Genomic DNA, 13,128 nt, shown 5'->3' on the forward strand with positions numbered 1-13,128 from the left:
GACTCCCTCTGTTGTTCGATTTTTGACTCTAGAAGGCCGGTGAATTAATGGGGCATAGACTTCCCTCATGTCGAATTTTGGAGACCATTCTCCCCGCCATTTGGCGCCAAAGGACGGGAGGACGAGCAGGACTTCCTGCTCCAACTTCCATTTTTGCGCACGCCAAAGAGCCGGTCTCCCCTCGTTTTTTTCGAAACCGGCACAATCGCTTCAGATTTTGCACGACGGCGGTCAACAGCGCCTGTTCTTCCATGGCGTAAAGGCCTCGGCTTCGGGCCCGGTCCAGCCCATGACATTCCTTCCCTTCGGCAAACACATGCTCACAACGCGTGCGAAGGGCTTGAATGGATCGATAACCGCCCTGTTGCTGAATGAGCCTCGCTTGGTTGCGAATCTGAACTTCCCGGACTTTCGCCTGGCGTTGTGCTTCCTGAGCGGGATCCTTCGCCCGGCGCTTCCAGGTTGGAATTTCTTCCATCTCCTTGCGGCGCAGCGACACGAGCGGCGTGATGCCTTGGACGAAGAGCTCTTTCAAATACTCCGTGGTGCCATACGCTTTGTCTGCGGACAAGGTTCGAATCGTGATCGACGGGTGGCGAAACCGAATGGAAGCCAGCTGCTCCAAACTCGTCTCCCGCTCCGCCGTTCCGGTGGCGAGGCTGGCTCGTCTGGACAAAATCACGCGCGACTGGACGTCGATGACGTCGTGCACCAGATACCGAGGATACGCTTCCTGTCCTTTGCCTTTCTTGTACAACCGGGCATCCGGATCCGTCACGCTTCGATGGGTTTGGTTGGAAAACGTAGTTCCACGGAAGTTTCCTCGTTCTCCGGCATGGACGCGTTCCCCTGATGGGGGAGACGGAGAAGGCGGGTCGTCATCGGGATCCCGGTCCGCCTCCGGGGACTCGGCCTGTTCATCTTCCCGGGCGGTGCGGGCGAGGTAGTCCTCCAACGGTTCCACCGGAGCGAGCTTGACTTCCCGCAAGCTGTGGATCGAAGCATTCGCCCGCACTTGAGTGCCATCGGCCGCCGCATGCACATCCGGCGAGACCAGCCCTGCCGCGATGCACTGATCCACCACGTAGGTCATCAGCCGATCAAAGATTCCGTGTTGGCGCCAGCGCTTCCGTGTTTTGACGAGCGTCGTTCGATCCGGCAGTGTGGGGTGATGAGGATCCGGATGGAGCACGGATTCAAAGTCGAGACCGCAAAACCACAAGTATCCGGCATGCATGGGGAGGATCTCATACAACTCCCGCTCGGAGTGGTCGAACAAATACGATAGCAGCATCAGGCGAAGCAGCCGTTCCGGATCCGCCGCCGGACGACCCGTTTTTTCCGTGTACAGGGGAGCCACCCAATCGTGAATGACGGAAAAGTCAACTGCTTCGTTGATTTGGCGCAGGATATGATGTGGGGGAACCAGTTCCTCCATGTCGATGACTTGAAACAGACGAGGCTGAGTCGAAGGATGTTTGGGGGCTTTCATGATCTGCTCACGCTCCATTCAAAGATTCTTCTTCCTTTTTCGACATAAGCCCCCTACATCCCTGCCTTGGCGTGTACTTTTTCACCGGCCTTCTAGGAACCCCTCACAAATGATATGTCCAGCTTTACAAGGCTTCAATAAACAACGCTGTCCCCATTCCTCCGCCTACGCATAAAGAGGCAATTCCTTTTTCAAGCCGACGGCGCTGCAACTCATGAATAAGACTGACGACAATCCGCGCTCCTGTGCACCCAATCGGATGGCCCAAACTGATGCCGCTCCCGTTTACGTTCACTTTATCTCTGTCTAAACGCAGTTCCTTTTCTACAGCTAAATACTGAGCAGCAAATGCTTCATTGATTTCAATCAAATCGGCTTCGGCTAACGTCCAATTTACCCTTTCTAATCCTTTTTGTACCGCTGGAACCGGACCGCGTCCCATCACTAGAGGATCCACTCCGGCAACAGCATAACCAACTACTTTCGCAAGCGGCTGGATTCCTCGTTGCTGCGCATACTCGGCGGACATGAGCACAAGCGCAGCAGCACCGTCATTAATTCCCGACGCATTCCCTGCTGTTACCGTTCCATTTTTTCGAAATACAGGTTTTAAAGAAGCCAATTTTTCTTTCGTCACATCGGCTCGTGGATGCTCATCTTTCGTTACAACCATCTCTTCCTTCCGTGTTTTTACCGTGATCGGAACAATTTGAGAATCAAAGTATCCCGATTCCATCGCCAAAATAGCTCGCCGATGGCTTAACAACGCCAGCTCATCCTGCTCTTCCCTTGTGATCCCATACTGTTCGGCAAGATTCTCAGCCGTTTCCCCCATCATCACATGGTGAATAGGATCCTCGAGAACTTCCCAAACGCTATCATAAACTTGCTGGTGCTGTAAACGCGCCCCCCAACGATACTGCTTTACTATATACGGACTAGAACTCATGGCTTCCACACCGCCGGCAATGACCACTTCGCTCAGCCCGACTTCAATTTGCATAGCCGCCGAAATAATCGCTTGCATTCCAGAAGCGCACTGGCGCTGAATCGTAAAACCGGTTGTTGTATGAGGAAATCCGGCTAGCAAGGCAGCCGTTCTCGCTGTATTAGGTATATCCGTCCTCTGAATGCAATGCCCCAAAATCACTTCGTTTACTTCGTTTTTCTCAATTTGGCTGCGCTTTACTGCTTCCTCTAAAACAGGAACAATTAAATCTGTTGGCAACAGGTCTTTAAAGACGCCGCCAAACGTTCCAATCGGTGTACGCACGGCTGCTGTAATGACCACTTCTCTCATTCTGTACCGCTCCTTCCTCATCACATAACATCTTCACTGCGCCGTATACCCGCCATCGATGACAACTGCCTGCCCGGTAATACCTCTTGCCTGTTCGCTCGCTAAAAACAGCGCATAGTTTGCAATTTCCTCAACCGATAACAGACGCCGTTGTGGCACAAGCGGATAAATGACCTCCTCCAATACTTTTTCTAACGGAACATTTCTGGCGGCCGCTAAATCATTCAATTGGTTGCGGACAAGCGGTGTATCGACATATCCGGGACATAAAGCATTGACCGTAATTCCATACGGTGCTCCTTCAAGGGCCGCCACCTTTGTTAAACCAATGACCCCGTGCTTCGCGCTATTGTACGCCGCTTTTCCAGCAAAACCGACCAAGCCGTTAATGGAGGCGATGTTAATAATACGACCATAGTTTTGTTGTTTCATCGTTGGAAAAACATGTTTAATAGCAATGAATGGGGCTACGAGCATAACATCAACAAGCTGTTTAAATTTCTGCGTTGGAAAATCTTCAATATTGGCTACATATTGCAGTCCTGCATTGTTAATCAGAATATCAATCCGACCGAATCGGTTCAACGTTTCATCCAAGGCCGCTTTAACCTCTTCCTCAGACGTGACATCGCACTTCAGGCCAATCGCCTCATAGTCGCTATTTTGCAGCGATTCAGCCGCTTTCTCCACGGCTGTTTTATGGATGTCTGTGAGCACAACTTTACTGCCGTTTTCAGCAAAAGTTTTCGCCATTTCATATCCAATTCCGCTCGCTGCTCCCGTAATGAACATTACTTTTCCTTTTACCACTAACCGATCCCTCCACCGATGTTTCATCTAAGCGTCATACCCTCTATCTTTTCAAAAAACAATTCCTTTTTCGCACTTTTTCAAATTCCTAAACCAAGAGAAAATAAAATGATTGCCAACACCGTCCCTAGCGCGGGAACAATTACGGTTAAAGCCCCTACCGCATTATAGGCATCTTGATGGGTTTCCCCACAAATCGCTCGAATCGTTGTAACTACATATCCGTTATGCGGCAACGAATCAAGCGCTCCAGAAGAAATGGCAACCACACGATGCAGCGCTTCCGGATTGACCCCCATATCCAGATAGTGCGGCGCGATGAGCGGCAACGCAATAGCCTGTCCTCCAGAGGCTGAACCCGTCATTCCTGCAATGACACTAACCGCAATAGCTCCCCCAATTAATGGGCTGCCCGGAATGCTCGTAATCGTTTCTACCGCTGTGTGAAAGGCAGGAACAGCTTTCGCCACACCGCCAAACCCAACCACTGCCGCTGTGTTCCCTAAAGCGATTAATGCTCCAATCGTTCCTTCAGATACAGCACTTCCAAAATTTTTGAAATGTTTATAATTGCATACGTACGTAGCGATGACACCACCAAGCAAGGCCACAATGAGCGCCGATTGTTTTAAGGAATCATGAAACACAAACGAAATCACTAATACAACCAAAAGCGGGATGAGACCAAGAACGGGATGAGGCAGTTCCTGGCCTTCTTCAACCGGATCGCCTGGTCTAGAAACAAATCTCTCCCCTCTCGCCACTGCCTTATCGATCATTTTCTTCAACCACCAGTAGCCGAACAAAGCCATAAAAATGGCAACGATGAGGCTGACTTCCCAACCAGCATATGGAGACGTCTTTAAATATTCAATCGGAATCCAGTTTTGAATTTCGGGAGACCCCGCTGACGTCATCGTGAATGTCACAGAACCAAAGGCAAGGGCTGCTGGAATAAAGCGGCGCGGCAAATTAGCCTGCTTAAACAAGCTCACAGCCATCGGATAAACAGAAAATGCAACGACGAATAAGCTGACTCCTCCATATGTTAAAACGGCACAAGCAATCACAATAGCCAGCGCTGCATGCTTCATTCCCAACTTATCCACAATCCATTTCGAAACGCTATAAGCTGCCCCACTGTCTTCCATTAATTTCTCAAAAATAGCACCTAATAAAAACATTAGATACCAAGATTGAATAAAGCTTGAGAATCCCATCATGTAATTTCCGACGAAATTGGCTTCCCCTTCGCCAACTAACTGCGGAAAGAGCGGCAATCCGCTGAAAACAGCCACTACGAATGCGCATAGTGGCGCAGCAATAAATAAATTCATTCCTCTCATGGTTAAATAAATGAGTAATGCCAGCCCGCCTATTAGACCGATCATGCTCCACATCCCCGATCACCCCTAGACAAAAATTATGCCTGAATAAAAAGCGTTTCATCGATAATCAATGTTGGCTCTGTCAAAGATTGAATCTCTTCGATGCTGCTTCCATCCAAAATTTCTACTAACTTCAATCCATCCTCGGTCACATCGATCACTGCTTTTTCGGTAATAATGCGGTTGACCACTTTCCTTCCCGTCAACGGAAGACTACACTTTTTCACAATCTTCGGTTTTCCATCCTTGCTGACATGCTCCATGACGACAATAATCTTTTTCGCCCCATGCACTAAATCCATCGCTCCCCCCATTCCTTTAATCATTTTTCCAGGGATCATCCAATTAGCAAGATCACCTTCTTCAGAAACTTCCATTCCTCCCAAAATGGCGACATCGATATGACCTCCACGAATCATGGCAAATGATTCGGCACTACTAAAATAACAAGCCCCCGGAATTGCGGTTATCGTTTCTTTCCCTGCATTGATTAAATCAGGATCTACCTCATCTTTCGTAGGGTAAGGTCCGATGCCTAACAACCCATTTTCCGATTGCAGCACCACTTTTTTATACGGTTGGATAAAATGAGCGACAAGAGTTGGTATACCAATTCCCAAATTGACATAGAAACCGTTTTCAATTTCTCGCTCAGCACGTTTGGCAATTCTTTCACGAATGGATTGTTTATTCATTGTTTTCACTTGCTCCTTTCTTCAACATCCTAGCGAACAACTAGACGCTCAATCCGTTTTTCTTGTTTTCCAACGACTAGCCGTTGTACATAAATGCTCGGCGTATGAATGGAATCCGGATCCAAATCGCCAATTTCCACGAGCTCCTCCACTTCCGCAATCGTAATTTTCCCTGCTGCCGCCATCATCGGGTTAAAGTTGCGCGCTGTTTTATTGTAAATCAGATTCCCCATTTTATCTCCTTTCCACGCGCGTACTAAACTAAAGTCAGCAACTAACGCTGTTTCAAGAATATACTCTTTGCCGTTAAATACCCGTACTTCTTTCCCTTCCGCAATCGGCGTGCCAACTCCGGCAGGGGTGTAAAAAGCTGGAATTCCGGCCCCGCCAGCGCGAATACGTTCCGCCAACGTTCCTTGGGGAATTAATTCCACTTCTATTTCCTGATTGAGAACTTGGCGTTCAAACTCTTTATTTTCTCCAACATAAGAAGCGATCATTTTCTTAATTTGCTTATTTTTGAGGAGCAATCCAAGTCCCCAGTCATCCACACCGCAATTATTGGAGATAACCGTTAAATCCTTGACACCCGTTTCCGCTAACGCGAGAATTAAGTTTTCCGGAATGCCGACAAGACCGAAGCCGCCAACCATAATCGTTGCCCCATCTGGAATGTCTTTCACCGCCTCGATAAAAGACGAATGTACTTGCTTCATTGGTGTTTTACCTCCCTATGTGTTATTGATTTCTTCGTTCACCTATACAAGCAAGAATGATGCCAACAAAATATATTAAGAGCAGACAGAATAACGAGTTCAACATCTCTTTCTTTATTCCAAAAACTCGGACATTTGTTCTATAAAAACGTTATTCCTTACACAAACACTGCTCCACTTGTATGTTGTTCACACAAAAAATCCGGAATCTCGGAACAAATTCCAAGATTCCGGAAACTAACCATCCAGACCGTATTTTTTTATCTTCTCATACATCGTTGACTTGCTAATGCCTAAAGCCTCAGCTGCCTTTACTTTATCGTTCTGATGAAGCGACAAACTTTTTTTGATAATTGCCTTCTCTGTTTCTTCAAGCAACTGCTTTAGTGTTTTTCCTTGCAATTGATATACGGAACTGGCTCTTAAATACTCCGGTAATGCTTCAACGGTAATCGTTTCTCCTTCAGCAAAGTGAACAGCCACTTCCATGACATTTTCAAGTTCACGGATGTTCCCCGGCCATGAATGTTGAGAAAAAATATGCCATACGTTCTTATCAATGGCTGTGATTCGTTTTCCCAAACGCTTGCTGATCTTATTGACGAAATGATGCACCAATGCGCTGAGATCCTCTGGCCTCTCACGCAAAGGAGGAATGAAAATCGACACGACATTGATACGGTAGTATAAATCTTCACGGAACCGTTTTTCTTCGATCAACTTTTCCAAGGGCCGATTGGTAGCAGCGATAATTCGGACATCGACGGGAACTGTTTTTGTTGCCCCCACCGGTTCAATCTCTTTCTCCTGCAAAACACGCAACAATTTCACTTGCATATGCAACGGCATATCGCCAATTTCATCAAGAAAAACCGTCCCACCATCAGCTAATTGAAACTTTCCTTTTTTTCCGCCTTTTTTCGCTCCAGTAAAGGCCCCTTCTTCGTAGCCAAACAGTTCTGATTCCAATAAGTGATCGGGAATAGCACCGCAGTTGACCTTGATAAACGGCTTATGACTTCGGCTGCTTAACTGATGAATGCTATGGGCGAACAACTCTTTACCCGTGCCGCTTTCCCCACGAATCAACACCGAAACGTCACTATCAGCAATACGTTTTACTCGTTCCTTTAACATTTCCATTTGTTTTGATTGGGAAACAATATCTTTTAATGTATATTTCGCTCCATTGTCTTCCTTCCATTCCTCTAAATATGTTTTTAGTTGAAGCAACAAATTTTTAATATGACTATTCATCCGCTTCCATTCGTGAATATCTCGAAAAATAACCGTTCCGACCGCCCCGACGATTCTCCCATTGATCACAATGGGAATACGGTTGGCAATCATATAGTTTCCTTTTATATATTGTAAATCAGCCATCTCTTCTTTTCCGGTTTGAACAACAATATGCATTCTCGTATTTTCAATCACCTCCGTTACGTGCTTGCCGATAACTTCTTCCTGCTCTTTTTCCAAAAACTTGCAATAACTTTTATTCATATAAATGATTTTTCCTTTTTCATCCACAATGACGATTCCTTCATGGACATTATCAATGATCGTTTTCAGCATTTCATTTACAGTCGATTCATTCGTTCTCATCGTCTGCATCTCACACTTTCTTTTCAATGTTCTCCATCGGTCTCACCTAAAGGGTGGTGATTTACTCGCACAACCGCTTTATTGAAATAAACCTATACAGAAAAATTGAGCGAATCACGGCCTAACTTGAAGCCATGGCAAAACATTTAGGATTGCTTCATCTGCTCATACACCTCATCATACTGCTTCGCCAAGTCAAAATCGAGCATCGTCAACCCTTTCGCACGCCACGAAGACAGCTTCACCGTGATCAACTTGTAGTCGATGGAAATGAATGGATGGTGATTGGCGTTTTCGGAAATGGCGGCGATTCGCCGGACGAACTCAACGCCTTGCAAGTAGTCTTGAAAACGGTATTTTTTCACGATCCATCGCTCGTCGGTGAGCTTCCAGCCGTCTGTCTCGGCAAGCAGTGCTTGCACTTCCTCTTCGGTTAACCGCACTGTGATCCCTCACTCTCTATGATTCCTTTGCAATACTGATGGACAAATGAAGGAGCTGGTGTCATGTTGTAGGGCACGCCGTTGATGATCTTCCACCTTCCATCCCACTTGACATAAATGTATACCGTTCTTTTGCCGCTCGATCGGCTTCGCGCCCATTCCCCATCCGCCTGCTTTCTCCTTATTATACCACCGGACATCCGCGGCCGTCATACAGCTCACGCGCTTGCTCTGCAAAAAACATTCATAAGCCCTTGCTCCCTAGCTTGGCATAAAAATGACGGATCAAGGCAGCGCATGTTCACTAAAAGGTCTATGAGCAACGCTTTGCCCTCCACCTAAGCACGAAAATCACGATACACCGGCGGGGTTTTCACAGTAAAAGCCATCCGATCAGGATGGCTTTTTCGCCCAATGCTTGTTTTAAGGCCGCAAGCCTGCCAACTGCTCGGCAAGGCGCAAATAAAAAGAACGAATCGGAAACAACGGATTCGGGTCAACGCCAATGACTTCCAAATGATCGACATTGTACGTTCCCATGTCATTCCAAACCCCTTTTCGTATTGTCCCGTCATACTGCACGATTCGATCGCTTGACCCACGTTTTGGACCGTTCATCGAAACCGTATTGACGATGCCGTCGTTTTCAAGCCAGCGATCGTCAACACCGAGCGCCGGATTGCGGTACGAACCGAGAAACGGAGCGCAGACGACCGCACTAAACGCGTTCATGCCGAGCTCTGGATAATGGTTTCCAGTCCATGCTCCTCGCTCCGTTCGCTCGGTGGAAAAACTCAAATAATACGTGTTGGGACTCGCTTGCACCCACCGATTCAACGCTTCAGCGCCGGAGATGGATAAATCGTAGCGGGCGGTATCTGTGGACGTCCAAACCGGGGAGCGCTTGAGCCGTTCCACATAATGGTCGAACGATTCACCCGGCTGGCGGCGCAGTCCCCATTGGTCGAGTTTGAAGTCGTACACGCTGTCTGTATAAGGCATATTGCTGGCGACAGCCGCCGTTTTCAGCACCGCTTTTTGCAAGTCAAAGAAGCGGTCGGTGAAATCGACCATATTGACAAGCGTCGTTCCGTCATGAGGAGTGGCGATCGTCGTCACACTTAACACGAAACGATGGCCGCCTTCGAACAACGGTGACAACGACACATTGTGCGCCTTGGCGTACTCCCGCTCTTCTTGGCTGCCCTTCTCTAGGAGTGAGACAAGCAAGCGGGCCGTCTGTCCTCCTTGGCTATGGGCGATGATATGAATGAGGCCGCCCTGTTTCAATTCTGGCAACAGGCCGGGATACGTGCGGCCAAACCGCGCATGACCGTGCTTTGCCGCATGGGCTGCCCCGTAATCGACCTTCCCGCCGACAAGCTGAGCATACGCTTCACACGCTCGGTCCCAATTGCTTGAGAGCGGTCCGACCGCCAGCGTATAAGTTCGATAACCGTTGTCGTTCAACCATTGTTCGATATCACCGCGCACGCCGCCCCAGTACTTGAATCCAACCATTTCGTCCCTTCCCCAACCGGTAAAACCATGGAGAAGCACGATGGGGGCATTATTGGCGCGTGAAGCTGCCGCTTCGGCCCGCCCTCCCGCGACCGATAGACCGAACACAAACCATAATCCGAGCAACAGAAACAGAACCCGACCGCATTTCATTATGCTCCCTCCATTATTCTGAATTACCCGAATATTTTATCTATAAAACCATTCCCCTTCAATCCCCGCAATTGTCGGGATTTCGACATGAACAAGCACAGAAATATTTTCCTTAAAAATGCCGGCCTGACGCGAGATTTTCATGCTTGGGTGGAGAGCAGATCGCGCTGTCCATCGAACCTTTCTATGAAAGTCCCGTCGGCAAGCGGTGATTTTCATCCCTAGGAGGCCGGTGATTTAAGGGAGCAAGCCGCTTATCAAGCTCGTTTCTCAAATAGAAAAGCCTTGCCGCATCAGGAGCGTCTTTCAAACGCTCCCCCATTGCTCAAAAGAAACAACCGTTTTTCACCAGCCATCTGGGTGGAGGGCAGGTCACAATGACCACGGAACTTTTTTGGTATCCGCATGTTTTCGCTGGATGGTAACAGATTGACCAACCTCGCTGCGCATAAACAAGCGGATGACAAGCCACGATAACAACGAAATGAACTGTTGTTGAGTAGGGGGAACTTGATTGAAAGGGAAACAAGCGGCTTTCTTGTGCTCCGTCATCATCGCCATCGGCGCCGTTCTCATAGCTAGGACAGCGACGAATGGAGACGCAGCCAAGGCAAGGCAGGGGACGACCATTGTCATCTATTTGGCCGGTGACTCAACGGTCGCTGCTGCGCCCCGCTCCCGCGCCCCGCGAGCCGGATGGGGAGAAATGCTCGGCCGTTGGTTTGACGACCACGTGCGCGTCAAAAATATGGCTGCTTCGGGACGAAGTGCGAAAAGTTTTATTGAAGAAGGACGGCTTGATCGCATTTTGCGAGAGCTCAAAAAAGGCGATTATTTGTTTATTCAGTTTGGTCATAACGACGAAAAGGCGAACGATCCAGCGCGTTACACCGAACCGTTCACCTCTTACCAAGCCTATTTAAAACAATATATTGACGGCGCCCGGATGAAAGGAGCGATTCCCGTCCTCATCACTCCGGTCGAGCGGCGGCGCTTTTCTGCGGATGGGCGGGCGCTCAACTCGCATGGACTTTATCCTGCAGCCATGAAGGCGCTTGGGGAGAGAGAGCACGTTCCGGTCATCGATTTGACGGCCAAAAGCAGACAACGGTTTGAACAGCTCGGCCCGGAACAGACGAAACGGCTCTTTTTATGGCTTGAGCGCGGCGAGCACCGTAATTACCCAAACGGCATCAAAGACAACACCCACTTTCACCGGCGGGGGGCGAAAGAAATCGCTCGGCTCGTCGCTGAAGGGATTGTCGAACTCAACCTTCCTCTTCGCCGCCACCTCGTCCGTTCGCCGAAACAAGAGCGTATGCGGGACCGCCTCAGCGCTGAAACGCCGTAACGCCGGCAGCGCCTCACCTGCTTTTTCCCGCACCCGCTCCACCTAGGACGGGTGTTTTTTCACTTTTTACTCCCGCTAGGCGCTGTCTGATAGCCAGCATACCGCCTGCCCTTTCCATCTCTACCGGGCGCTTCCGACGTATGGCGCTTTGCCGCTCGATGGTGAATGGTACATTTTGTTCAACAAGCGGTGGTATAGGGACGCAAGCACTTGCTGAAACAGCATGCCGAGCACGACCGGCACGCTCACTGGCGGTGGAAAATAGGTCATGGCCAGCACCGCACCGGCGCTAATGTTGCGCATTCCGCCGATAAACGTTAACGCAATAATATCCGAAGGGGCAAACCCGAGCCATCGGGCCGCCATCCAAGACAGAACATAACCGGAGCTCGCGATCGCCAAGACGAGCAACACCATGAAAAACAGCCGGGCGTCAACACGGCCAAAATACGGAGCAACGACCGCGCTGTTGATCATGACGACAAACGCCAGCGCCAGCTTGGAAAACGGCGACAACGCCGGCGTCAGCCAAGTTAGCGAGCCGGTTGCTCATAGAAGATAGTGCGCTGATGCTCCTCTTTTTCCAATTCTCCAGTCGATACTAAATACTCTAAATGCGCGAGCGTCTCGGCAATCGCCAATCGCCATTGGGTCGGAGTCAATCGCTTATGGTCAAACAAGCGCCGCGCGATGTCGTAGGCGGTCACCCGAGCCGTCGCAAGCGCTTTTACGGCTTGCAACCGCTGTCCGTGGTGGCGGACAATAGCGCTGACCCGCTCGCGAAACTGGTGGATGGCCCCGCCATGGGCAGGCCAAGCGATATCCACTTCCAACTCCTCGACTTTGCGCAAAGAAGTGAAATATTGCTGCAACGGGTTCGGGTCGGCTCCCGGCCATACGCCAATATTCGGGGTAATGCGATCAAGCACGTGGTCCGACGCGATCAATTGACGCAATTCGGGCTGATAAAAACTGATGAGTCCATCGCTATGACCGGGAACCGGGACAATCGTCCACCGCCGCTGTCCAAGCACAATTTCCGAAGCATCCAAGACAGTGAGCACCGGGAGCGGACTCACACGCATCGACAGCTTCCACATGTCTTTCTCCATTTCCGCTGTCAGTTCCTCTGGCGCACCATGGCGGCGAAACAAAGCCGCCACCTCGCCTGCTTGGATGCCTTCTTCCCCCCAGACCCGTTCTGCCATGTGATAATCGAGGGCGCTGATCCACACGGGAGCCTCGGTTTGCTGCTGCATCCAGCCAGCCAAGCCAAAATGATCCGGATGAAAATGGGTAAGATAAATGGCACGAACATGGCGAGGCTTTATTCCCAGCTCTCGAAACGCTGACTCCCAGGCGCGCATCGCCTCGCGATCGCGAAACCCAACGTCCACAATACTCCAGCCGTCTGCCTCCTGATACACGTAACAGTAGACATGTTTCATCGAAAACGGGACGGGAATCGGAACACGGTACATCCCCTCCCCGATCGTTTCCACCAGCGTAGACGCCATTTCTTCCCCTCCCCTTGCCTTTCGCCATTTCTTGAGAACTGGGATGTTCTACCCATTCTTTCGATTCAAAGCTGTTCGTTCAATGGATGGAAGATCGGACGGTGTTGGCCAATCGATAATCGCCTTCCCTGCTTGCC

The 13,128-nt window shown here is 49.6% G+C and carries 11 protein-coding genes and 1 pseudogene; 1 reads left to right on the forward strand and 11 read right to left on the reverse strand.

What is annotated here, in order from left to right; genetic code table 11:
• Positions 1-28: 28 nt before the first annotated feature.
• From GC56T2_RS09615 to GC56T2_RS09660, 9 genes are all read right to left on the reverse strand, one after another.
• The gene (locus tag GC56T2_RS09615) at positions 29-1,510 is read right to left on the reverse strand and encodes a transposase (protein WP_144972437.1); all 1,482 of its coding nucleotides are present in this window, start codon (positions 1,508-1,510) and stop codon (positions 29-31) included.
• 106 nt (positions 1,511-1,616) lie between these two features.
• A complete protein-coding gene (locus tag GC56T2_RS09620; RefSeq protein ID WP_144974796.1) occupies positions 1,617-2,792 on the reverse strand; it encodes a thiolase family protein in 1,176 nt (391 codons plus the stop codon).
• A 33-nt stretch (positions 2,793-2,825) separates the two neighbouring features.
• The gene (locus GC56T2_RS09625) at positions 2,826-3,602 is read right to left on the reverse strand and encodes a 3-hydroxybutyrate dehydrogenase (RefSeq protein ID WP_144974798.1); all 777 of its coding nucleotides are present in this window, start codon (positions 3,600-3,602) and stop codon (positions 2,826-2,828) included.
• An 80-nt stretch (positions 3,603-3,682) separates the two neighbouring features.
• Entirely contained in the window at positions 3,683-5,002 is a 1,320-nt protein-coding gene (locus tag GC56T2_RS09630; protein WP_186440027.1) for a GntP family permease, read from the reverse strand.
• A 23-nt stretch (positions 5,003-5,025) separates the two neighbouring features.
• Positions 5,026-5,685, reverse strand: a complete 660-nt coding sequence (locus GC56T2_RS09635; RefSeq protein ID WP_144974800.1) for a CoA transferase subunit B — start codon at positions 5,683-5,685, stop codon at positions 5,026-5,028.
• Positions 5,686-5,714: 29 nt separating this feature from the next.
• Positions 5,715-6,401, reverse strand: coding sequence for a CoA transferase subunit A (locus GC56T2_RS09640; protein ID WP_144974802.1), 687 nt, complete (start codon positions 6,399-6,401; stop codon positions 5,715-5,717).
• Positions 6,402-6,638: 237 nt separating this feature from the next.
• Positions 6,639-8,006 carry a sigma-54 interaction domain-containing protein gene (locus tag GC56T2_RS09645; RefSeq protein WP_144974804.1) on the reverse strand — a complete coding sequence of 456 codons (1,368 nt, stop codon included), beginning with the start codon at positions 8,004-8,006 and terminating at the stop codon, positions 6,639-6,641.
• Positions 8,007-8,152: 146 nt separating this feature from the next.
• Positions 8,153-8,449, reverse strand: a complete 297-nt coding sequence (locus GC56T2_RS09650; RefSeq protein ID WP_144974806.1) for a 4a-hydroxytetrahydrobiopterin dehydratase — start codon at positions 8,447-8,449, stop codon at positions 8,153-8,155.
• Between the two features lie 423 nt (positions 8,450-8,872).
• Positions 8,873-10,123, reverse strand: a complete 1,251-nt coding sequence (locus tag GC56T2_RS09660; RefSeq protein WP_144974808.1) for an esterase/lipase family protein — start codon at positions 10,121-10,123, stop codon at positions 8,873-8,875.
• Positions 10,124-10,637: 514 nt separating this feature from the next.
• Between GC56T2_RS09660 and GC56T2_RS09665 the strand changes: the two genes are divergently transcribed.
• A complete protein-coding gene (locus GC56T2_RS09665) occupies positions 10,638-11,474 on the forward strand; it encodes a rhamnogalacturonan acetylesterase (RefSeq protein ID WP_144974810.1) in 837 nt (278 codons plus the stop codon).
• 120 nt (positions 11,475-11,594) lie between these two features.
• Here GC56T2_RS09665 and GC56T2_RS09670 read toward each other — a convergent pair.
• Positions 11,595-12,002, reverse strand: a pseudogene (locus GC56T2_RS09670) (bile acid:sodium symporter); the annotation flags it as partial.
• A gap of 5 nt (positions 12,003-12,007) precedes the next feature.
• Positions 12,008-12,991, reverse strand: a complete 984-nt coding sequence (locus GC56T2_RS09675; RefSeq protein WP_144974812.1) for an MBL fold metallo-hydrolase — start codon at positions 12,989-12,991, stop codon at positions 12,008-12,010.
• Between the last annotated feature and the right edge of the window lie 137 nt (positions 12,992-13,128).

Source organism: Geobacillus sp. C56-T2 (assembly GCF_007829715.1).
Lineage (GTDB): Bacteria > Bacillota > Bacilli > Bacillales > Anoxybacillaceae > Geobacillus > Geobacillus icigianus.